The organism is Paenibacillus sp. FSL K6-1230 (genome assembly GCF_038002385.1).
Lineage (GTDB): Bacteria > Bacillota > Bacilli > Paenibacillales > Paenibacillaceae > Paenibacillus > Paenibacillus massiliensis.
In genome coordinates, this window is the sequence record NZ_JBBOCK010000001.1 from 772,902 (window position 1) to 796,977 (window position 24,076).

Consider the following 24,076-nt stretch of genomic DNA (forward strand, 5'->3'; position numbering starts at 1 on the left):
TCGCTATAAATTAATACATAGAATTAATATTGAAACTATCATACTCGGTTAAATGTTAGTGATCTTGGAAATAATAAATCATTAATAATAAGGCAACATTATTAGTCTAAAACGCTTATTCATTAGCGAGTCTTATTTGTATTTCGCTTAAACTACGCATTCAAGAATCTTTTATCTTGATTAAGTTTAATATCCTTTAGCTCCATCCTTTCCAATAGTAACTTTGGAAATAGTACTATTATTCTATCAAGATATATTTTCGTATTGAGCGGAATAAACATATCTACTCTTTGCTCTCATACAGCGTGATGAATAAACTAGACCGTTAAGTTGAGGTTCGTAACATTATATCAAGACTTCTGCTGTGGCTGAGAAATATCGCTGTATGACAGGAGTCTTCTTTTTCCATATTACTACGAGTGGAATTGGGTGAGCGTGGACTTGTTCAAAGGTGTCATCTTTTGACGATATTATGCTTTATAATATATCTGAAATCAGTTATACATATGCTGCCCCAATTCAAGCTGCCCAAAGGAGAATTTAAGATGCTAAAATTATTCCTATCCTCGTCCTTTAAGGATGTCGCTCCATCATTAGCCACCTTCGCCGCTGAACCGTTGGAAGGGAAGAAGATCACCTTTATCCCGACGGCAAGTATTCCGGAGAAGGTCAAATTTTATGTGAAATCAGCAAAGAAAGCATTGGAGAACTTGGGGCTGATCGTCGATGAGCTTGAACTAAGCACGGCCATGCAAGAAGAGATGGAATATAAGATTAGAGAGAATGACTACATTTATATTAGTGGAGGCAACACCTTTTATCTGCTTCAAGAGTTAAAAAGAAGCGGTGCCGATGTAATCATCAGAGAAGAGGTTCAAGCTGGAAAGATGTTTATTGGTGAATCCGCTGGCTCCATGATTCTGACGCCCTCAATTGAATATGCTCGGCTCATGGATCATGTGCAGGAAGGTCCGGCTTTGGATACCTTTGCAGCACTGGGGGTCATTGATTTCTATCCCGTACCCCATCATACGAACATTCCGTTCATTAGAGCAGTGGAGAACATTATTGAGGAATATGGGAGCCGATTAAATTTATACCCTATTAGTAATGCTGAAGTTATTCTGGTGCAGGAGGATAACATCCGTATTGAGAAAGTATGACTTCAAGCGAAGCGTGAATATGTGAATTCATGTTGACGTCTTATCCCTATCCGATATAAACTCTCCAAATTCGTATTGGAATGCCGGTGCAGGAGCTCCATACTCACATTTGATCTGGTCAAGATACTAGTTTACATACGAAATGCCGTTATCTATGAAGAATGGCAGCACACAACGATAATGGAGGGCAGAGCGTGATCAAATTATACAAAAAAGAACAGGATGGTAAGCTGCTGTATGTGGAGTACTGGCACGAGGAAGGCCAGGTCGTTGAGCATGCTGGCACAGTCGGCACCCGTGGCACAACGAGTAGAATTGATTTCCCGGGCATATATAGCAGCGAGGACGAATTCAGACGGGATTTCATGGACAAATACCATGCCAAAGGCTATCAGGCTCCCTGGGAGGATGACGGCTATATGCTAATCGTCCAGTATCCGATGAAGAGTATGGCAGGCAGCAAGCGTGATCTGTGGCTCAAGGACAAAGCCAGCGAAGCGTTGCAAAATGAATTGGGATGGATGGGTTTGGGGGATGTCGACGGATACGACATGGGGAAGACAGCGAGTCCGGTCACACAATATGCCCTGAACATATACTGCTTCGTAATCGTTGAAGAGCTAGGAATACAAGCAGTCAAGCGTGTGCTTCGAGAGTCGAGGCTCGACTACACCCAGATCAAGATAGCATCCAGAAGGCTGGAGGGAGACGGGGACTACATGTTGAAATATGCAGCGAAGAAAAATGAGCTGGAATTCTATTTATAAAGAAAATATTGTGTAATACGTAATCAGAAATTAGTAATCAGTAATCAGTAATTATACTTTTTATCACCAGCATATAGCTTGTTGAAAAGAGCCCTTTGATCTGCCCACCAGGCCGCTTGAAGGGCTCTAGCCACCTTACTCCGGTTTGGATGTAGGTAAGGTAGCCAAGCCCGAGTATGGCAGCTTTCATGAATGAATAGGGCGACCCTTTTTCCATTTGCGAATCTTTGTACGGAATGTCTGAAAAGGTGCGATGGTATTGATGTGAATCCATCTCGCAATCGGCCACTGGGGAAGCTTCCCTGTCCATTGTCTGTACCCTTGCTTGAACAACTCCTCGTCTGGTAAGGATTGAATCCAAGCATGATAAAGCGCAATGTCTGCTTTGAATTCGATAGTCATCTCCTCTAGTGTATGATTCTCGTATTGCTTGTAAAAGTGTCGGTATAGCTCTCCTAGCTGGTTCCATTTATAGCCTTCCAGCGGCATACTAACTTCCTGCCCTGCCAACTCCTGCTCCTCCCATTGCTTCACCAGCTTCATCCAGCCGAGCTGATAAGCCAGCATCTGTGCGGGTGTCCGGTCTACATCAGCGTGAAGGACGTCCTTGTCCTGCTCTTGAACCTCGTCGAACTCCGAAATGAATAGCTCAGCCCGCTTGTCCAGCTCATTCAATAAGGCTTGCTTGTCTGGGTAGTTAAAGCTTGCCATTATAAATACCTCCTGTATTTGTGAAATGTATAACTTTCTGCGACGCAGCGAAAAGACAAGCTTTATAGATTGAACGTGTATGGGTGCTTCCTTCAACTATTATAGGTGCTGGAATATGACAACTGATTGTCATGTTCATATGGGAGCCCCATGTTTATTTGTTGGAAGGTCGAATGATCTTATGGCTCCCTCATGCTTGTCTTACAATCAGTCATGGAGTCCCAAGTCTTGTTGAGCAAGAGAAGAGCCTACGATAAGATAATCTAAGTATAGAGTTTATTTTTTTCAATGGACAGAAGGGGTGACACCATGCACAAACGCATTCAAATGGAAGCAGGTTGGACGCTTGAATACATCAAGCATCTGGCTGAGGATCAAGAGGTTGGTATCGTGCAATACAGCGAGCCTCTCTATATACCTGATATGGATATGCTGCGTATGTTGAATGAGGAGCTCTTTCGGGTAAGGCCGGATATCGTATGGCGAATCTATGGCTTTCACCTGAAGCCGGGTGATCTCTCGGGTCTTGAGCAGATGAGTTATGTCGAGAAGCTCTGTGTAGATTGCAACACTCGGGTAACTCACATGGAGGCTATCGGGGCCTTGCCTAAGCTGAAGGAGCTTGAATTGGACGTGCATGAGGCTGATTCGCTGTCGGTGCTGGAGCTTGTTCCTGCGGACTTAAGGCTGCTCAGAATTGGCAAGACCAAGACGAAGAAGACGGATCTTTCGGTGCTCAAGAGGTTCACACATCTGGAAACGCTGAGTGTGAATGGGCATCAACGTAATCTGAGTGTGATTGGTGAGCTGACAAGTCTGAGGCAGGTTACACTTCAGGGTATGCCACTGGAGGAGCTTGAATTTCTTAGGGAGCTGCCTTTACTGGAAAGCCTAGGTTTAAGCTTTGGCAGCGCCGAGCATCTCGGTACACTAGCAGGACTAGAAGCATTGCAGCATTTGGAGCTGTTGCGGGTGAAAGGCTTATCTGATCTCTCTGTCGTCTCTGAACTAACAGGATTACGCAATCTGAAGGTAGAGGACCAGCCGCATCTTGCCGAGCTTCCTGCCTTGGATCATCTAAGTAATCTGCACAGAATTATACTTGCCAATGTAGGGCTGAAGAGCCTGGAATGGGTGCAATCATCCCAAGTGCTGGAGGAGCTGGCGATGTTCGAGATGAAGACACTAACGGTAGAGGATATTGAGCGATGTGTTCAACAACCGAATAGTCTGCGGCGAATGTTAGTGGGGCTTAAGAGTCTCAAGTCTAACAAGCTTGCTCGGCAAGTGGTTGAGGAGGCTGGTCTCTGGGATGATAGGACATGGTGGCTATGAGCGGTCCAAGAACATGATGCAAGAGCCTCTTTCTCATGAATTTATGGTCTGATTACATACAATGGCTTATAAAATCAAGGCCTAATATCATAGATTACGAACGATGTGACAGTTAAAATAATTAATGTTCGTTTATATGGTTGACAATCCTGCTGCCTCGCCCTAAAATGAGAAAGCAATGTCAATCCTTTGCACGTACATGAACTAGAGGTCTGCTGACAATAGTAGTAAGGAGTCTTGCAGTAACCGTACGAAATGCAATGACATTTTGAATTTAAGGAGAGAGATTAGTGGAACGATTTTTCAAATTAAAAGCGAACGGCACGACAGTACGTACGGAGATTATGGCCGGGATCACGACCTTTATGGCTATGGCTTACATTCTGTCAGTCAACCCGAATACACTAACAGCCTTCGGACAGATTGATATTGGCTGGTACTCCGTATTTCTGGCTACCGCGCTTGCAGCAGGTATTTTCACCATTGCTATGGGGCTGTTCATTAACTTCCCTGTCGCACTGGCACCAGGAATGGGCTTGAATGCGTACTTCGCTTCTGTAATATTGGCATCCGCTACGAGCGATCAGCCGTTTACTTGGCAGATGGGACTTACGGCTGTATTTATTTCCGGTCTGATCTTTATTTTACTGACGGTAACGAGAGTTCGTCAGACGCTGCTCGTAGCCATTCCTGATGGTCTGAAGCATGCGATTACAGTTGGTATTGGTATGTTCATTACCATTATTGGATTGAAGAACAGTGGAATTATGACTATCGGTGTCGAGGCTGGTAATGATATTCCGGCACACACCTTCACAAATGTATTATCCTATGAGACAGTCATTCATCTTGGAAGCCTGGAGAATACCAGTGTACAGCTCGCGATCTTCGGCCTGTTGCTGATCTCCATTCTGATGGTTCTGCGTGTGAAGGGTGCGATTTTGTTCGGTATTCTGGGCACGACTGTGATCGGAATGTTCATGGGTGCAGTAGATTATAGCGTATTATCTGGACCTAACGCTCACTGGACCCCTGATTTTACACAGCTGAATTTTATGGAATTCGACTGGAACGGTATTATGCATACAGGTATCATTTCGGCGATTGCCACGTTCACCTTTGTTGAGTTGTTCGACACCTTCGGTACTCTGGTGGGTACAGCCCAGCGTGCGGGAATTATGGATGAGCCGGAAGAAGGCAAGAAGCGTGTCGGTAAAGCCATGTTCGTTGATGCAGTAGCTGTTACTGGTGGTGCTATGCTCGGAACCTCCACAACGACGGCTTACGTAGAGAGTGCGGCAGGTATTGCTGAAGGCGGTCGAACAGGTCTGACGGCTGTAACTACAGGCGTATGCTTCCTCTTGGCTCTATTCCTGGCGCCGATTGCGGCTCTGATTCCAGGTGCAGCGACTGCAGCAGCTCTGATCGTTGTTGGCGTACTGATGGCTCAATCGATCAAGCAAATTGACTTCCAGGACATGGTCATTGCGATTCCAGCTTTCCTGACCTTTGTCATCATGCCATTCACTTACAATATTGCTAATGGTATTTCCTTCGGGATCGTGACTTATGTCATTCTGGCTCTGGTAGCCAATATGGCATCTGCGAAGACGGGTAAGAAATACTCCATCCACTGGATGATGTGGGTGCTGGCTATTCTGATTATCTTGCGTTATGTACTGGTAGGTAGCGAGGGCTAATCCTGAGATTGCCCGCTTCTTGTCTCTGAATTCACTAGACGAGACTGCAATAGGAGTTACTTCTAATACAACTTAAAGTTCGGTTAATATAGAATAATCACGCAACAAATTCAAGCTGCTCTAGGCGAAGGCCTGGGGCAGTTTTTTTTTGTCATTTTTTCGTCATGTGGCATTGGTAAGAATATACATACTATTTTTTGTTGACATCTGTCGAAAAGAGTCTAATAATATTCATTAATACATTAAATCCGATGAAATTAATTGGATATTTGATTGCCATTTTTCATCATTCATCAACAGAGCCGAAGGAGCTTGTGTCTCATGACTAGAGATGTACAACTGCAATATGCTTCACTCGAAGCAGCCCTGTCAGAACAGCCTGAAGGTACCGTCTCAAGAGTATCGCTTTCCTTTGCAGATGAGGCTACAGCCTTCTTCGTCGTGAAGGGACAACGGTCTGGGCCTACACTGTGGGTGCAAGCTGCTCTTCACGGGGATGAGTACGACGGGATTGTGGCGATACTTCGCTTGTTGGAGACTATAGTGCCTTCCAGTCTGCAAGGACAGATTATTCTATGTCCTGTCGTCAATCCTTCAGCATGTCTGGCGGGGACTAACGGTAGCCCCGTTGATTCGGTGAATCTGAACAGAGTATTCGGGCAAGAACGCAAGGATAGCTATTCTTACCACTATGGAGAGTGGCTATTACAACAGATTGTACAGCATGCTGATTTCTTGATTGACCTGCACGGGGGAGGGGCGTATCTGGATGTATGTCCGTTCGCCATGCTGCCAACGAATCACCTGCAAGCCTATCAGACCGCCGGGCGTCTGCTTAATCAGCTACAACTGACCGCCATATATGAGTGTCCATCGGATGCAAAAGGAATGTTGGTTCAGGCGGTGTGCGAGGCAGGTATTCCAGCTGTATTGCTGGAAAGTGGAGGTGGGATCGCGTGGAAGCCGGAGGCAGTGAGGCAGCATGAGCATTCGATAGCGATGATTCTATCGGGGCTAGGCATGCAGTCTGAAGTCGTACCCTTCACACCACTGCAATCTCCGACCACGATCCGTGAAGTGAAGGAGCTCAGGTTCGAGACCTCAGGTCTATTATTTCGCCATGCAGCGGTGGGTTCCATAGTAACTCTTGGTGAAGAGTTGCTTAAGGTAGTCAGCTTGCCAGGATTTGAAGAGAGTGTCTTATCGTGTCCGGTGCCTCAAGCGATCATTCTATCCATACATACGGCGTCCACTGTAAAGACACAGGGCTATGCCGTGATGTTAGGAGTTCTTGAAAGTTCTGTAGAGGATACACAAGGCTAGATCCACAAATCAGGGTTTGACTATAGAGAAGCACGAGTGTAAATCCGGGGGGTTCTGGAAATACCATAGTGTTGGTCTGTAAAGACGACCGCAAGAAGCATTGATTGTGGGGATAGCCGACAACATATAAGAAAGAGGGTTATGAAAGAATGAGAAAGAAATCCGCGCTGTTGCTATTGTTCTTGGCTTTTAGCTTGGTTGTTGCAGGCTGCACTACCTCGACCCAAGAAGGCAGTTCCCCAGAGCCTGCTGCCACGGAGCCGCTGGAGATCACGGTTGCCAGAGCCTTTGACGTCAATGGATTAGACCCTGGTTTCCTGACTGAAAATGCACAGGTCGTAGACAATATCTTCGATACGCTGGTCAAGCGTGATGAGAATGAAGAACTGGTCCCGGGCCTTGCCACAAGCTGGAGTCAGGTGGACGATACGACCTGGGAGTTCAAGCTGCGTGAGGGTGTCAAGTTCACGAATGGTGAGCCGTTCAATGCGGAGGCTGTCAAATACTCTATTGACCGCGTGCTGAAGCCAGAGAATAATGCTCCTACTGCAAGCTATATTTCTACCATTCAAGAGGTCAAGGTTATAGACGAGCAGACGGTGCATGTAATCACCAAGAAGGTTGACCCGCTGATTCCTACACGTTTCAATCGTTATCCGACGGAGATTGTTCCGCCGAAATATACCGAAGAAGTCGGCCAGGAAGCTTTTGCCCAGAAGCCTGTCGGTACAGGCCCTTATACATTCGTAAGCTGGGATAAAGGAAGCCAAGTGGTGCTCGAAGCGAACTCCGAATATTGGGGTGGTGAGCCGGCTGTGAAGAAGGTTACCTTCCGCTCAATCCCTGAAGCATCCACACGTGTGAGCGCCCTGTTGAACGGTGAGGTAGATATTATTACGGCAGTATCTCCAGAGAATCGCAATCTGATCGAGTCCTCCTCGGCAGCCAAGCTATCGGTTGTTGAGCGTGCGGGGAACACAGTCTATGTTGGCTTCAAAACAGACAAGGAGCCTTTCAACAATCCGAAGGTTAGACAAGCATTGAACTATGCAATCGATGTAAATGCAATCGTGGATAATGTACTGCAAGGGGCTGCTGTCCAGACGAACAGCCTGATTGGTCCTAAGGATTTTGGCTATGCTGGGGAATTTGATGGCTATGGCTATGATCCGGAGAAAGCGAAGCAATTGCTGGCTGAAGCAGGCTACCCGAACGGGTTCTCCACTACGCTGGATACAGTCAACTGGTACATCAAGAATACAGATGTCGCACAGGTTATTGCGGAGCAGCTTAAGGCGATCGGCGTAACTGTCAAAGTGAACAATGTAGAAAGCTCTGTATACCGCACACTGGTTCCTTCCAATAAGCAATCCGATATGTATGTGCTGGGCTGGAGCAGTACGAACACACTGGATGCGGATGCAGCGATCTATGCAATTCTGCGCTCTGGGGAGTCCTACTCTACCTACAATAATGAAGAGGTAGATGCGAAGCTGGATGAGGCACGCTCTACTTCAGATCAGGAACGCCGCAAGGCTCTGTACAAAGAGATTCAGGATATTGTGCTGCAGGATGCACCACGTATCTTCCTATATCAAGAGAATCAATACTACGGCGTATCGAATGAACTGAACTGGAATGGCCGTATTGATGGTTCAATTCCAGTAGTGACGATCAAGCCTGCGAACTAAGGCCATCTTAAAGATAGGGCACCGCTACATGGCTGGCAAAGCTTCTTGTATCATGAGGGGCTATGCCAGCGTAGCGGTACTACTTTTTGAAAAGGTACGAATGCTAGAAAAGTGACCTCATAACGAATATGTGCTGCTTCAATTATAAGCATCAGCATATGTCGGTGATAGGAGTGTGTGTGGATTGAGACCCTATATTATCCGTCGGGTCTGGCAGTCGTTGTTGGCGGTGCTGGGAGCAGCCACAGTTATCTTCTTCATTATTCGCCTGTCTGGAGACCCGGCCAGACTCATGCTACCACCAGAGGCTGGAGAGGAGCAGGTGGCGGCACTTCGGTCCAGTCTAGGCTATGATCGTCCCCTGCTTATGCAGTATGTGGATTACCTTAAGGACCTGATTACTGGTAATCTGGGCAACTCTTTATATTTTAAGGAGTCTGCTCTCCAACTGGTTCTGGATCGGCTACCGCAGACAATTGGTCTTGCTGTAGCTGCAATTGTGATTGCTGTAGTCGTAGGTATGCTGGTAGGCATTATGTCTGCATACAAGAAGAATAGCTTTGTTGATTACTTGTTAAGCACATGGATATTCGTGACACAGTCTCTGCCTGTCTTCTGGGTGGGGATTGTACTTATTCTGATCTTCTCTGTACAGTTACACTGGTTCCCGACCTCAGGTAATAGAGGCTGGGCCTCGCTGGTGCTGCCTGCCATCACGCTAGCGGCATATCCGATTGCACCAATTGCCCGCACGATGAGATCCGCCCTCATTGACGTATTGGAGCAGAGCTACATGATTACAAGCAAGGCACAAGGCTTCTCCAGGCGGCAAATGGTGTTCAGGCGTGGATTGAAAAATGCGCTGCTACCAGTCATTACAGTTATCAGTCTGGAGTTCGGTGTCATGATTGCGGGCGCTGTTGTGACCGAGACGATCTTCTCGTGGCCCGGAGTCGGGCAGTTAATCGTCCAGGGGGTAAGTAATCGGGATTTCCCATTGGTGCAGGCCAGCATACTCGTAATTAGCGTGCTGTATATTGCCATTAATTTTCTGACAGACCTTATCTATCTGTGGATCGATCCCAGAATTAAGGTGCAGTAACCAAGTGAGGAATTAAAAGTGAGGAGTCGCAATGAATAAATTAGCTCTGCTGAAAGGCAACTGGAAAGGGATTATCGGGATTACGGTACTAGCCATGATATTCATGGTAACTATCTTCTCGCCCGTGTTCTCGCCCTATGACCCATACAAGCAGTCTTTGCAGGACATCCTGATCCCTCCGCTCAGCCATTACAGCTCGCACGATGGTCTAAGTCTGCTCGGTACGGACCAGCTTGGTAGAGATATATTGAGCAGGCTGTTGTATGGTGGTAGATTATCGCTCTGGATGAGTATGGTGTCTGTAGCCTTTGCAGGTGTATTCGGTACAATGATTGGCATCGTTGCTGGATACTATGGAGGCAAGATTGATGCACTGATGATGCGCATTGCGGATATTCAGATGTCCATTCCAAGCATGCTGCTCGCGATTGTTATGGTAGCAGTTCTTGGCTCAGGCTTGACCAATATTATTATTGTACTGTCTGTTACCGGCTGGGTGGTGTTCGCTCGTGTCGTCCGCAGTCAGGTGCTGTCGCTGAAGGAACTGGAGTATGTAGAGGCAGCCAAGGCCATGGGGGTACCCAATCTGGATATCATGCGTCGTCACATCCTACCGAACACGTTATTCACAATTGTCACGCAGGCGGCCCTGCAGATGTCGCGTATGATCCTGCTTGCAGCATCCCTGAGCTTCCTGGGACTTGGTATCGACGTGTCTACTCCGACCTGGGGCGGGATGATAAATGATGGCAAGAATTATATTAGCTCAGCCTGGTGGCTGTCCACGATTCCGGGGTTAGTGATTGCCTTTGTCATTCTGACCATTAATTTGGTAAGTGATTGGCTTCGGGACAAGTCCGAGGCTCGATAGAGACAGAGGTATAGATGAAGGACAGACCTCTAGTTGGAGGGCAGACTCTAGATGGAGTACAGACGTCCATTCCCTGAATTGCTCACCTGTCCGTCGCTAAATTCATAAGACGCAAGCTGCTTCATCAGCTACTTCATCATTAGTTATGATCAGATTATGCTATGAAGTCTCAGAAGTAAAAGTAAAAGTAAAAGTAGAAGTAAGGTATGTTGGAGAAAGGAGGATTCCCGAATGTTAATCATCACTCATGAGCAGGTCGTTCAGAGCGGCATAGCTGAGCCTAAGGCAGCACAAGCCATCATCGAGCGTACTTTCCGGCACAAAACTGATGGTCTGGCCGTCTGTGCGCAAGAGATAGCCATGATTCCCGAGCAGCTGGATGCCGGGGCCTTCTATTCACTACCGGGATATTTAGTCAAGGAGCGAATAGCCGGTATTAAATGGACCTCGCATGTGCATAAGCACGCGGGACGCAGCTCATCCACGCACCCGATGATTATGCTTAATGATCTGGATACCGGGATGCCGCTTGCGCTCTTGGAGGGACTCCTAATCAGTGGATTGCGTACAGGTGCCGTATCAGCCACGGCTATTAAGCTGCTGGCGAACCCGGATGCCCAGACGCTTTTGGTATGTGGATCGGGATATCAGGCCAGGCATCAATTGATGGCGGTTATTCCTTTCCTGCCCCGCCTTAAGACCGTCTATATCTGGAGTCGTCACGAGCAGCATGCCAGTCGTTTGGCAGAGAGTCTGCAGAGCTTGGCAAGTGAACGGCATCTTCAATTGAAGGTCTTGCCTACTCTGCCTGATTGTCTGGATCTCGCTGAGATCGTCATCGGGATTACCTCTGCTACCACGCCTTATTTGCAGCCGACTCACTTTGTACCAGGACATTTGTACATTCACGCGGGTATTAGGGATGTTACACCGGAGGCCATTGCGGCTTTCGACCATATCATCTGCGATGATTATCAGAGTGGTGTACTGACCAGTAGTCAATCCTTGTTCGAGCTGGCTCGTCAGGATGAGACAGTCGTGACAGGTAAAATCTCTTTGCTGGAGGAGCTACTCTGTGGTCAAGTTGAAGCGAAGCGTGAGCAGCGATCCCGTATCAATCAGGGGCAGAGTCCTCAGGAACAGCCTAATCAACAACCGCATCTGAAGCAAAATGCACAGCATAAGCTAATGTTCAACGCATTCGGCTTGCAGATCTTCGATCTGGCGCTTGCGCATGCTGTACTGAACACAATACAGGAGCGAAATCAGACGGGCGTACAGGACATTGCTATGTTCGAGGAGATACAGCCATGACACGTAACAAAATCATTGAAGTGCTGGATGTCAGTATGGGCTTCGAGAAAAAGCAGCAATGGTCTCCGATCTTCAACAATTTATCCTTTGACATCTATGAGGACGAAATTGTGTGCTTGGTAGGAGAGTCGGGTAGTGGGAAGAGTGTGGCGGCGAAATCCATCATGAGGCTGTTGCCGACCCCACCAGCTCGATATACAAGCGGACAGATTCGCTTCAACAACAAGGACCTGCTTGCGATGAATGAGAAGGAGCTGCAAGCGATCCGGGGCCGTGAGATGGCTATGGTATTTCAGGATGCCCTCAGCGCGTTGAATCCTGTCTTTACCATTGGGACCCAGATGGTGGATGTGATCCGTCTGCATGGAGAGACCAGGCTAACGAAGAGGCAAGCTCTGGAGCAAGCCAAGGAGTTGCTTCATCAGGTAGACATTCGTAATGTGGAGGAAGTCATCCAGCAGTATCCATTCCAGCTGTCGGGAGGGATGAGGCAGCGTGTCATGATTGCGATGGCGCTATCCTCCAAGCCGCGATTGCTACTGGCCGATGAGCCGACTACTGCGCTGGATGTCACGGTGCAAGCCAATATACTGAAGCTGATTCGAAGGCTGAGGGAGCAATATGCGATGAGTATCCTCTTCATTACGCATGATCTGGGCGTGGTCTATGAGATGGCGGACAGGGTGCTTGTGATGAAGAATGGCGAGCTTGTGGAGCAAGGCACCAAGACGGATATTTTCACGAATCCACAACATGCGTATACCAGGCAGCTGCTGAACAGCATGCCGCGGATTTATTTTCAAAAATAAGGTAAAGAGCGTCATTCATTGTCGATAGGTAGTCAATGCCGCCTTAATGATGACTAGTACTGAGGGTGAGGTGATCGAATGAGCAGACCGCTCCTGGAGGTCTCGAATCTGAGAAAGATATACAAGACCAAGACGAGTGGAGAGTTCGCAGCCGTGAAGGAGGTCTCCTTCTCTCTGAAGCAAGGGGAGACGCTTGGCATTGTCGGTGAATCGGGAAGTGGCAAGACTACCGTAGCCAAGATGATAGCTGGTATGATTCCGGTGACCTCGGGTGATATCACCTTGAATGGTGAAGTGGTCAGCGGCCAGCGACGGAGCAGAGCAACGAAGCGTAATATTCAGTACATCTTTCAGGACCCTGTATCCTCACTCAATCCGAGACTCAAAATCAAGGATATTCTAGGTGAGCCATTACGCTTGTACTTCAGATATTCGAGGGTAGAGGTCGATCGAAGAGTAGATCAACTGCTGACGGATGTCGGTCTACCTGTCCATTATCGCGATCTATATCCGAAGGAGCTGTCAGGGGGACAGTGTCAGCGTGTCGGCATTGCCCGAGCCATTGCGGCTGAACCAACGGTAATTGTATGTGACGAGCCTACATCAGCATTGGACATGACTGTTCAATCACAAATTCTGGAGTTGCTGAAGCGGCTACAGCAGGATCGGAATCTGTCCTACATCTTCATCGCGCATGGACTCGAAGTTATCTATACGATATCGGATCGGGTTCTGGTCATGAAGCAGGGTGAGGTCGTAGAGTCAGGGGATACAGAGCAAATATTCAGACAGCCCGAGCATCCCTACACGCAATCGCTTATTCAGGCGATCCCACGAATCGAGATTCCTTATTTTGAATATTAGAGGTTGAATGGTTGAGGTCAAAATGTTGAAGAAATTCAAATTCAGAGGAGGACGATAGGATGAGTATAATACCTTTGGCGCAAGTAGAGGATATGACACCAGAAGCTAAGGAGTTCTACGAGGCAAAGCTGAGAGACAATGCAAGGGTAACGAATATGGTAAAAACCTTGCTGCATTCCATGCCGTCCTTTCGGGCGATGGAGTTCTACCCGATCCGTAATGAGCTGTTAAATGTAATTGGTACAAGAGCGGTATACTTCTATTGCTATGCGATTTCTACAGAAAACGATTGTCTCGTATGCTCTACGTATCACGCCAAGCTGTTGAAAGAACTAAATATTGCGTTCGATGAATTCGAATTCACAGAGATAGAGAACGTATTGATTGCTTACGGCAGAGGATTGGTTAATGATCCGAATCATATTGATTCGGCTATCTACGAGAAACTGAAGGAGCATTTCACGAATGAGCAGATTGTGGTCATCACAACGGTTGGCTGCAAGATGATTGCTTCTAATATATTCAACTCAGCGTTGAAGGTGGATCTTGATGAGTATCTATTCGAGGTAGACTTCGACAAAAGCATCCTGCCAGCCAAGGCATAAAATGATGAAATCGTAAATGGACGAGCTTGCAGCCCAATTGCAGGCTTGTCTTTTTATTTCGAAATGGTTCAAAGGATAAATTCAGAGATGAGTATGGTGAGTATGGTGAGTATGGTGAGAAAAGTTAGCACAGTGGAGAGGGTGTGGAACGTGAAATGAACTGTTACTTTGCTGCGTCTAGAGCATTGTCGGCAGAGTAAGATGTATCAGAGAGCATAGATTAGGTAATTAAGAAGCAAAAGTTAGTGTTTGGATGTGTACTGAGCGTATAGTTTGGTGATGAGACGAAACGAATGAAATGATGGACGGAAAAAATAAGGCACCTGTTATTGAAAAGTGAGAGAGGCTTGGGCATAGGCTGATCATCAATATAGTGAAAACGGCAAGATAGGGGTGAAAGTGGTGGGAGTGAAAAAAGTGAAGAGAAGTTTCTTGAAAAAAAAGTATTGCACTAAGTTGTTGAACATGGTATATTCTAATTCCGGCCAAGAAAGCACTGAGAAATCAGAGTGGCAAAGCAGTATTTAGTTTCCAAGGTTAACATCCAAAAGAAATTAAAATAAATGCTTGCAAACTTGGTAGGGATATGATAAGATATAAAAGTTGCTGAGCGAGAATTACTCAGTAAAGAAAACGAAGTTGATCTTTGAAAACTGAACAACGAGTGAGCGAATTTCACGCAAGTGAGATTCAAACAATGAGATATTAAATCTCGTCAGATTCAAAATGAGCAATCGCTCTTTTCAATAACTTTATTGGAGAGTTTGATCCTGGCTCAGGACGAACGCTGGCGGCGTGCCTAATACATGCAAGTCGAGCGGACTTGATGGAGAGCTTGCTCTCCTGATGGTTAGCGGCGGACGGGTGAGTAACACGTAGGCAACCTGCCCTTTGGACTGGGATAACTACCGGAAACGGTAGCTAATACCAGATAATTCACTTCTTCGCATGGAGGAGTGAGGAAAGACGGAGCAATCTGTCACCGGAGGATGGGCCTGCGGCGCATTAGCTAGTTGGAGAGGTAACGGCTCCCCAAGGCGACGATGCGTAGCCGACCTGAGAGGGTGATCGGCCACACTGGGACTGAGACACGGCCCAGACTCCTACGGGAGGCAGCAGTAGGGAATCTTCCGCAATGGGCGAAAGCCTGACGGAGCAACGCCGCGTGAGTGATGAAGGTTTTCGGATCGTAAAGCTCTGTTGCCAAGGAAGAACGTCCTTAAGAGTAACTGCTTAAGGAGTGACGGTACTTGAGAAGAAAGCCCCGGCTAACTACGTGCCAGCAGCCGCGGTAATACGTAGGGGGCAAGCGTTGTCCGGAATTATTGGGCGTAAAGCGCGCGCAGGCGGTCATTTAAGTCTGGTGTTTAAGCCCGGGGCTCAACCCCGGATCGCACGGGAAACTGGATGACTTGAGTGCAGAAGAGGAGAGTGGAATTCCACGTGTAGCGGTGAAATGCGTAGAGATGTGGAGGAACACCAGTGGCGAAGGCGACTCTCTGGGCTGTAACTGACGCTGAGGCGCGAAAGCGTGGGGAGCAAACAGGATTAGATACCCTGGTAGTCCACGCCGTAAACGATGAGTGCTAGGTGTTAGGGGTTTCGATACCCTTGGTGCCGAAGTTAACACATTAAGCACTCCGCCTGGGGAGTACGGTCGCAAGACTGAAACTCAAAGGAATTGACGGGGACCCGCACAAGCAGTGGAGTATGTGGTTTAATTCGAAGCAACGCGAAGAACCTTACCAGGTCTTGACATCTGAATGACCGGATCAGAGATGATCCTTTCCTTCGGGACATTCAAGACAGGTGGTGCATGGTTGTCGTCAGCTCGTGTCGTGAGATGTTGGGTTAAGTCCCGCAACGAGCGCAACCCTTGACCTTAGTTGCCAGCACCTCGGGTGGGCACTCTAGGGTGACTGCCGGTGACAAACCGGAGGAAGGTGGGGATGACGTCAAATCATCATGCCCCTTATGACCTGGGCTACACACGTACTACAATGGCTGGTACAACGGGAAGCGAAGCCGCGAGGTGGAGCCAATCCTAAAAAGCCAGTCTCAGTTCGGATTGCAGGCTGCAACTCGCCTGCATGAAGTCGGAATTGCTAGTAATCGCGGATCAGCATGCCGCGGTGAATACGTTCCCGGGTCTTGTACACACCGCCCGTCACACCACGAGAGTTTACAACACCCGAAGTCGGTGGGGTAACCGCAAGGAGCCAGCCGCCGAAGGTGGGGTAGATGATTGGGGTGAAGTCGTAACAAGGTAGCCGTATCGGAAGGTGCGGCTGGATCACCTCCTTTCTATGGAGAATCGCTTCCTGCAACGGAAGCATTCAAATATGCAGGTTTCGGCCTGTTGCTCACTCGTTGCTCAGTTTTGAGAGTTCAACTCTCAAACTCAAACGCTGTAACATTCATACACACAGCTGTGTTGTACCGAATGTTGCGCGGGGCGCTTGTTTCAAGCGCATTGCACCTTGAAAACTGGATACCGAAACGAAACATTGCGTTTTAGAACATCTTTTAGCTGAACTTGTGTAAGCAAGTGAAAGTTATTAGCGGTTTGATCTTTTGCCTGTGGCAAAAATCATGGTTAAGCTAATAAGAGCACACGGAGGATGCCTAGGCGCCAGGAGCCGACGAAGGACGTGGCGAACGACGAAATGCCTCGGGGAGCTGTAAGCAAGCTTCGATCCGGGGATGTCCGAATGGGGAAACCCGGCTACTGTAACAGGTAGTCACTCTTTGGTGAATACATAGCCAAAGGAGAGGCAGACCAGGGGAACTGAAACATCTAAGTACCCTGAGGAAGAGAAAACAATAGTGATTCCGTCAGTAGCGGCGAGCGAACGCGGATTAGCCCAAACCAGGAAGCTTGCTTCCTGGGGTTGTGGGACGTCTCACACGGAGTTACAAAGGTGTACCCTAGATGAAGAGGTCTGGAAAGGCCCGCGATAGAGGTAAAAGCCCTGTAATCGAAATGGTGCACCCTCCGAGACGGATCCCGAGTAGTGCGGGGCACGTGAAACCCCGTATGAATCCGGCAGGACCATCTGCCAAGGCTAAATACTCCCTGGCGACCGATAGTGAAACAGTACCGTGAGGGAAAGGTGAAAAGCACCCCGGAAGGGGAGTGAAATAGAACCTGAAACCGTGTGCTTACAAGAAGTCAGAGCCCGATCTATGGGTGATGGCGTGCCTTTTGTAGAATGAACCGGCGAGTTACGTTCCCGTGCAAGGTTAAGGTGAAGAGCCGGAGCCGCAGCGAAAGCGAGTCTGAATAGGGCGACTATAGTACGTGGACGTAGACCCGAAACCGGGTGATCTACCCCTGTCCAGGGTGAAGGTGCGGTAACACGCACTGGAGGCCCGAACCCACGCACGTTGAAAAGTGCGGGGATGAGGTGGGGGTAGCGGAGAAATTCCAATCGAACCCGGAGATAGCTGGTTCTCCCCGAAATAGCTTTAGGGCTAGCCTCGGAAAAGAGAGTCGTGGAGGTAGAGCACTGATTGGGTGCGGGGCCCGCAAGGGTTACCAAGCTCAGTCAAACTCCGAATGCCATAGACTTAGTTCCGGGAGTCAGACAGTGAGTGCTAAGATCCATTGTCAAAAGGGAAACAGCCCAGACCATCAGCTAAGGTCCCCAAGTGTGTGTTAAGTGGGAAAGGATGTGGAGTTGCACAGACAACCAGGATGTTGGCTTAGAAGCAGCCACCATTGAAAGAGTGCGTAATAGCTCACTGGTCGAGTGACTCTGCGCCGAAAATGTAACGGGGCTAAACACACCACCGAAGCTATGGCTTGATGCTTGCATCAGGGGTAGGGGAGCGTTGTATGCAGGTTGAAGGTGTACCGTAAGGAGCGCTGGACAGCATACAAGTGAGAATGCCGGTATGAGTAACGAAAAGATCAGTGAGAATCTGATCCGCCGAAAGCCTAAGGGTTCCTGAGGAAGGCTCGTCCGCTCAGGGTAAGTCGGGACCTAAGGCGAGGCCGAAAGGCGTAGTCGAAGGACAACAGGTCGAAATTCCTGTACCACCGTAAACCGTTATGAACGATGGGGGGACGCAGGAGGGTAGTGACGCGGACTGATGGATGTCCGTCCAAGCAGTGAGGCTGATGTGTAGGCAAATCCGCACATCGTAAGGCTGGGCTGTGATGGGGAGTGAAAATTACAGTAGCGAAGGTCATGATCTCACACTGCCAAGAAAAGCCTCTAGTCAGGTGAAGGTGCCCGTACCGCAAACCGACACAGGTAGGCGAGAAGAGAATTCTAAGGCGCGCGGAAGAACTCTCGTTAAGGAACTCGGCAAAATGACCCCGTAACTTCGGGAGAAGGGGTGCCTCGGTAGGGTGAATAGCCCGAGGGGGCCGCAGTGAAAAGGCCCAAGCGACTGTTTAGCAAAAACACAGGTCTGTGCGAAGCCGCAAGGCGAAGTATACGGGCTGACGCCTGCCCGGTGCTGGAAGGTTAAGGGGAGTGGTTAGCCGCAAGGCGAAGCTATGAACCGAAGCCCCAGTAAACGGCGGCCGTAACTATAACGGTCCTAAGGTAGCGAAATTCCTTGTCAGGTAAATTCTGACCCGCACGAATGGCGTAACGACTTGGGCGCTGTCTCAACGAGAGATCCGGTGAAATTTTAATACCTGTGAAGATGCAGGTTACCCGCGACAAGACGGAAAGACCCCATGGAGCTTTACTGCAGCTTGATATTGAATTTGGGTACGATCTGTACAGGATAGGTGGGAGCCGTTGAAGCAGGAGCGCAAGCTTCTGTGGAGGCGTCCTTGGGATACCACCCTGATCGTATCTAGGTTCTAACCTGGTACCGTAATCCGGTACGGGGACAGTGTCAGGTGGGCAGTTTGACTGGGGCGGTCGCCTCCTAAAGAGTAACGGAGGCGCCCCAAGGTTCCCTCAGAATGGTTGGAAATCATTCGAAGAGTGCAAAGGCAGAAGGGAGCTTGACTGCGAGACCTACAAGTCGAGCAGGGACGAAAGTCGGGCTTAGTGATCCGGTGGTACCGCATGGAAGGGCCATCGCTCAACGGATAAAAGCTACCCTGGGGATAACAGGCTTATCTCCCCCAAGAGTCCACATCGACGGGGAGGTTTGGCACCTCGATGTCGGCTCATCGCATCCTGGGGCTGAAGTAGGTCCCAAGGGTTGGGCTGTTCGCCCATTAAAGCGGTACGCGAGCTGGGTTCAGAACGTCGTGAGACAGTTCGGTCCCTATCTGTCGTGGGCGTAGGAAATTTGAGAGGAGCTGTCCTTAGTACGAGAGGACCGGGATGGACGTACCGCTGGTGTACCAGTTGTTCCGCCAGGAGCACCGCTGGGTAGCTATGTACGGACGGGATAAGCGCTGAAAGCATCTAAGCGTGAAGCCCCCCTCAAGATGAGATTTCCCAATTAGTAAGACCCCTTGAAGACGACGAGGTAGATAGGCTGGGGGTGGAAGTGCAGTAATGCATGGAGCTGACCAGTACTAATCGGTCGAGGGCTTATCCTATAAGTAAAATGCAATGATTCGTTTCGGTTCCAGTTTTCAGGGTGTAACACCTTGAATGATATGCTGCAACATTCATACACACAAATGTGTTGTACCGAATGTCTTGCATGCCGTGTTAGTCACACGGCAGAGGAATGATATTTTCTCACAGCGATTTCAAGAAGCGTAGCTTCGAAAAATCACGTTTGGTGGCGATAGCGGAGGGGTTCCACACGTACCCATCCCGAACACGACCGTTAAGCCCTCCAGCGCCGATGGTACTTGGACCGAAGGGTCCTGGGAGAGTAGGACGCCGCCAAGCACAAGAACCACTGCCGATCTTCGGTGGTGGTTTTTTTATATTCTGCGCACAGTGATAGCTGTCTTGATAGTTATACAAGATATCTATGCAGACTATATTCTGATCAGGTGAAAGAATAGCCATACATGCCATGGGCCAAAGTAACTGCAACACAGTGCTTTGGTTTTTTTGTATATGGAGGGTGGTAAGGTTAGTTTACTACCTTTTCTATGGACTAGACTCAGCCAGAATGGCTATTACAGTAAGTCTGGAAGAATATCTAAGCTTCGGTATCTCATACAAAGGGTAACTCCAAGTAAGTATAATAAATAAAATTTAAAATAATTTAGTACCAAGTACTAAGACTTGATGCTATAATTAAATCTATAGTAGGATAGTCTAATCCATATCATATGCAAGCTCTCAAAAATCTGTGGGGTGATACGAAATGATGCAATCCAAAGCTATAATTACAGCTATAGGCGCCTATGTACCTGAACGAATATTAAGTAATACGGATCTGGAGAAGCTGGTGGATACCAGTGATGAGTGGATTGTCCAACGAACAGGGATGAGGGAAAGGAGAATTGCTGCTGAGGATGAATTCGTATCTGATCTGGCGACCCGTGCTGTAGAGGATCTGATACGTCGTTATGCTGTTCGTGTAGAGGATGTGGATATGATCATTGTAGCTAGCAGCACAACGGAATTTGCTTTTCCTAGTGCAGCATCACGTGTACAGGCGAACCTGCGTATTCCACATACGGGAGTCCTTGATGTGAATGCTGCCTGCGCGGGATTCACTTACGGTCTGCAATTGGCCAACAGCCTCGTGACCAGTGGATTGCACCGTAAAGTGTTGGTGGTCGGAGCAGAGACGCTGTCCAAAATCACGGACTATACCGACCGGACCACCTGTGTGCTATTTGGTGATGGGGCAGGTGCCGTTCTGATCGAAGAGGCAGGTCAAGCTGAGGGAGGCTTTCTGGCTGCAATATCCGGTACGAATGGGGAAGGCGGCATCCATCTGTATAAATCGGGACTCTCCACCCAGATGAACGGGGTTCCTCTACAAGGGAATGGAGCACTGGTGCAGAATGGGCGAGAGGTCTATAAGTGGGCTGTACGCATGGTGCCTGAGCAGTTAACTGCAATGATTCGCCAAGCAGGCCTGTTGCCTGAACAGATTGATTGGTTCGTGCCCCATAGCGCGAATCTGCGTATGATTGAAGCCATGTGTGAACGGGGACCGATTGGGCTCGAAAGAACGCTGACCAGCGTGGAGTACCGTGGCAATACATCAGCAGCGTCGATCCCTTTAGCCTTGCAGCTAGCTGTGGATGAAGGACGACTGAAGCAGGGACAGCAGCTTGCCTTGCTCGGCTTTGGCGGAGGACTTACCTATTCAGGGGTAATCGTACGCTGGGGCGTCCCGGATACACAACGTTAGAAGAGACATTGCAGCAGGCGTTATAGCAGGCGTTACAGCAGGCGTTACAGCAGACGTTACAGCCTCCTTAAGAGGAGGCATTACAGTCTATGAGACTGTGGTTATTCAACCAGAATGTGTCCGACTGATAGTCTAACAAGAGGTTTCGAACGTCCATCCCCGGCGAGTCTATTACCTTCATGCTATAATGGAATAATTGAGGAAAATTCAGCGTTATTCCCTGATGGGCTAGCAGAAAGGAAGAATTTGCATGAAAACGTTAGTGCTCGCCGAGAAGCCATCCGTAGCCAGAGAAATAGCACGGGTGATGGGTGCACGTGATAAGCATAAGAGCCATTTGGAAGGTCCGAAATATGTTGTAACCTGGGCACTTGGACATTTGGTCGGTCTGGCCGAGCCAGAGGATTATGATCATAAATATGCTACCTGGAACCTGGAGGATCTCCCGATCCTGCCCCAGCGAACCAAGCTGAAGGTGCTGAGAGAGACGAATCACCAGTACAAAGCCGTTCAACAGCTCATGAAGCGTCAGGACATTGGCGAACTGGTCATCGCAACAGATGCCGCCCGTGAAGGAGAGCTGCTGGCGCGTTGGATCATGCAGATGGCCCAGTGGAAGAAGCCGTTCAAGCGACTGTGGATTTCGTCCCAGACGGATAAGGCCATCAAGGAGGGCTTCGCTTCCCTGAAGCCAGGCAGCCAGTTCGACCGATTGTATGAATCGGCTCGCTGCCGGGCAGAGGCGGATTGGATGATCGGGCTGAATGTGACACGGGCTCTGACCTGCCGTTTCAATGCACAGTTGTCAGCGGGACGCGTTCAGACCCCATCCCTCGGGATGATTATGGACAGGGAGAAGGAGATAACCGGCTTCCGGTCTCAAGAGTATGACACGGTGACTGTAGATCTGGGAGCATTCCAGGCTACTTGGCGTGCTGCTGGAGGGGATGCGCGGCTATTTGATCCGAAGCAGACAGAGGCGCTCAAGAAGCGTGTAGAAGGGCGTAAAGGAACCATTGCTCAGGTCAAGAAGAGCGAAAAAGTCGAGCCACATCCACTGGCCTATGATCTGACGGAGCTGCAGCGGGATGCGAACCGAAAATTTGGCTTCTCCGCTAAGCAGACCTCCAATGTCCTGCAGCGGTTGTATGAGCAGCACAAGCTGGTTACCTATCCACGTACGGATAGCCGTTACTTGACTGCAGATATGGTATCGACGCTCAAGGATCGGCTGGAGAGCGTTGCCGTCGGCCCTTATGCGTCACTGGCCAGACCCTTGCTGAGACAAAAGCTTAATATCACAAAGCGAATCGTGGACGACAGCAAGGTGACAGATCACCATGCGATTATTCCAACGGAGCAGACGTTGCTGCTGAACCAGCTTAGCCCTGAAGAGCGCAAGCTGTATGATCTGATCGTGCGGCGCTTCATCAGCCTTTTCTATCCGCCTGCTCGATATGATGCAGTGGCCATTACGGTCCAAGTGGGCGAGGATAACTTCCATGCGAAGGGAACCACGGTCAAGGATCATGGCTGGCGTGAGGTGTACGGAGGAGACTTTACCGATGATGAGGATGAAGCCGACGAGGATACCCATGAGGGCACTGGACGACTGTTGCCCGAGGTACAGAAGGGGCAGAGTGTAACGGTTAATCGTTGCCTGGTGAAAAGTGGGCGTACACAGCCACCGAAGAGATATACAGAGGCTGCTCTGCTCGCTCAGATGGAGAAGCACGGTCTGGGTACCCCAGCTACCCGTGCGGATATTATTGAGAAGCTCGTCAGCTCGGACACGATAGATCGGCAGGGGAACAGCCTGCATCCGACAGGAAAAGGCAAGCAGCTCATTGAGCTGGTGGCGGAGCAATTGCGTACACCAGAGCTTACAGCACGCTGGGAGGCAGAGCTGGAGCGAATTGCCCGCGGTCAGGGCAAGCCTGAGCCGTTCCTTGCAGGGATTCGTTCCATGGCGAAGGAACTGGTGGCGTCTGTGAAGGGAAGCAAGGCAGAATATAAACCCCACAATGTCTCCAACAGTCATTGCCCTGACTGCAACACTCGATTGCTTGAGAAGAAGGGCAAACGCGGCAAATTCCTCGTATGTCCCAATGGAGACTGCGGCTACCGACGTTCAGCAGAGAAGCGTCTATCCAATCGACGTTGCCCGCAATGTCACAAGAAGATGGAACTTAAGGAAGGCAAGGCTGGTCTTTATGTGCAATGCTTGCCGTGCGGCATTACGGAGACGCTGGATAAGGATAGACAGCATGTCAACAAGCGGGAGCAACAGAAGCTGGTTAAGCAATATGCCAAGCAGGAGTCGATCGGCTCCAATCTGGGAGATCTGCTCAAGGCTGCGATGGAGAAAAAAGGACAATAGGCTGTACAGCAACAGTGATATAGCGATATAACAACGTAACAATATAAAAACAAAGAACATAGCAATATAGCGATACTCCATCACCCAAACAACGCAAACTACAACATCGAAACAGCGCAATGCTCCAACATTGTAGTGCTCCAACACCACCAATATTGCAGTATGTGGTGTATATGAAAATGCAAACTACCTG

General features: G+C 48.9%; 15 protein-coding genes and 3 rRNA genes. 17 read left to right on the plus strand and 1 reads right to left on the minus strand.

Annotation, left to right across the window (positions count from 1 at the left end; translation table 11 throughout):
- Window positions 1-545: 545 nt before the first annotated feature.
- Window positions 546-1,163, plus strand: a complete 618-nt coding sequence (locus MKX74_RS03440) for a Type 1 glutamine amidotransferase-like domain-containing protein (RefSeq protein WP_025680265.1) — start codon at window positions 546-548, stop codon at window positions 1,161-1,163.
- 194 nt (window positions 1,164-1,357) lie between these two features.
- On the plus strand, window positions 1,358-1,930 hold the full coding sequence (locus MKX74_RS03445) for a hypothetical protein (RefSeq protein WP_341177512.1): 573 nt from the start codon (window positions 1,358-1,360) through the stop codon (window positions 1,928-1,930).
- A 186-nt stretch (window positions 1,931-2,116) separates the two neighbouring features.
- Here the strand turns inward: MKX74_RS03445 and MKX74_RS03450 are convergent, their stop codons facing one another.
- Window positions 2,117-2,641 (minus strand): ClbS/DfsB family four-helix bundle protein, encoded by a 525-nt coding sequence (locus tag MKX74_RS03450; RefSeq protein WP_341177513.1) that lies wholly within the window; start codon window positions 2,639-2,641, stop codon window positions 2,117-2,119.
- A 309-nt stretch (window positions 2,642-2,950) separates the two neighbouring features.
- On the opposite strand from MKX74_RS03450, the gene MKX74_RS03455 reads away from it, so the two are divergent.
- From MKX74_RS03455 to MKX74_RS03525, 15 genes are all read left to right on the plus strand, one after another.
- Window positions 2,951-3,976 carry a hypothetical protein gene (locus MKX74_RS03455; RefSeq protein ID WP_341177514.1) on the plus strand — a complete coding sequence of 342 codons (1,026 nt, stop codon included), beginning with the start codon at window positions 2,951-2,953 and terminating at the stop codon, window positions 3,974-3,976.
- 290 nt (window positions 3,977-4,266) lie between these two features.
- Window positions 4,267-5,676: an NCS2 family permease gene (locus MKX74_RS03460; protein WP_018888306.1), complete on the plus strand. Its 1,410-nt coding sequence runs from the start codon at window positions 4,267-4,269 to the stop codon at window positions 5,674-5,676.
- Window positions 5,677-5,997: 321 nt separating this feature from the next.
- Window positions 5,998-6,999 (plus strand): succinylglutamate desuccinylase/aspartoacylase domain-containing protein, encoded by a 1,002-nt coding sequence (locus MKX74_RS03465; RefSeq protein ID WP_341177515.1) that lies wholly within the window; start codon window positions 5,998-6,000, stop codon window positions 6,997-6,999.
- A gap of 149 nt (window positions 7,000-7,148) precedes the next feature.
- Window positions 7,149-8,690: an ABC transporter substrate-binding protein gene (locus MKX74_RS03470; protein ID WP_036632582.1), complete on the plus strand. Its 1,542-nt coding sequence runs from the start codon at window positions 7,149-7,151 to the stop codon at window positions 8,688-8,690.
- A gap of 175 nt (window positions 8,691-8,865) precedes the next feature.
- Window positions 8,866-9,792 (plus strand): ABC transporter permease, encoded by a 927-nt coding sequence (locus tag MKX74_RS03475; RefSeq protein ID WP_341177516.1) that lies wholly within the window; start codon window positions 8,866-8,868, stop codon window positions 9,790-9,792.
- 31 nt (window positions 9,793-9,823) lie between these two features.
- Window positions 9,824-10,663 (plus strand): ABC transporter permease, encoded by an 840-nt coding sequence (locus MKX74_RS03480; RefSeq protein ID WP_025680259.1) that lies wholly within the window; start codon window positions 9,824-9,826, stop codon window positions 10,661-10,663.
- A 231-nt stretch (window positions 10,664-10,894) separates the two neighbouring features.
- Window positions 10,895-11,977: a hypothetical protein gene (locus MKX74_RS03485; protein WP_341177517.1), complete on the plus strand. Its 1,083-nt coding sequence runs from the start codon at window positions 10,895-10,897 to the stop codon at window positions 11,975-11,977.
- On the plus strand, window positions 11,974-12,786 hold the full coding sequence (locus MKX74_RS03490; protein ID WP_025680257.1) for an ABC transporter ATP-binding protein: 813 nt from the start codon (window positions 11,974-11,976) through the stop codon (window positions 12,784-12,786). Before MKX74_RS03485 ends, MKX74_RS03490 begins: the two co-directional genes overlap by 4 nt.
- Before the next feature lie 78 nt (window positions 12,787-12,864).
- Entirely contained in the window at window positions 12,865-13,650 is a 786-nt protein-coding gene (locus MKX74_RS03495; protein WP_341177518.1) for an ABC transporter ATP-binding protein, read from the plus strand.
- A gap of 59 nt (window positions 13,651-13,709) precedes the next feature.
- On the plus strand, window positions 13,710-14,255 hold the full coding sequence (locus MKX74_RS03500; protein WP_341177519.1) for a carboxymuconolactone decarboxylase family protein: 546 nt from the start codon (window positions 13,710-13,712) through the stop codon (window positions 14,253-14,255).
- 752 nt (window positions 14,256-15,007) lie between these two features.
- Window positions 15,008-16,559, plus strand: a 16S ribosomal RNA gene (locus tag MKX74_RS03505).
- Window positions 16,560-16,849: 290 nt separating this feature from the next.
- Window positions 16,850-19,773 (plus strand): 23S ribosomal RNA (locus MKX74_RS03510).
- Between the two features lie 184 nt (window positions 19,774-19,957).
- Window positions 19,958-20,074 (plus strand): 5S ribosomal RNA (gene rrf, locus MKX74_RS03515).
- The 16S, 23S and 5S rRNA genes sit together here, the layout of an rRNA operon.
- A gap of 427 nt (window positions 20,075-20,501) precedes the next feature.
- Complete coding sequence (locus tag MKX74_RS03520; RefSeq protein ID WP_341177520.1) at window positions 20,502-21,503, plus strand: ketoacyl-ACP synthase III; 1,002 nt, start codon at window positions 20,502-20,504, stop codon at window positions 21,501-21,503.
- A gap of 250 nt (window positions 21,504-21,753) precedes the next feature.
- On the plus strand, window positions 21,754-23,883 hold the full coding sequence (locus MKX74_RS03525; RefSeq protein ID WP_018885393.1) for a DNA topoisomerase III: 2,130 nt from the start codon (window positions 21,754-21,756) through the stop codon (window positions 23,881-23,883).
- Window positions 23,884-24,076 lie beyond the last annotated feature (193 nt).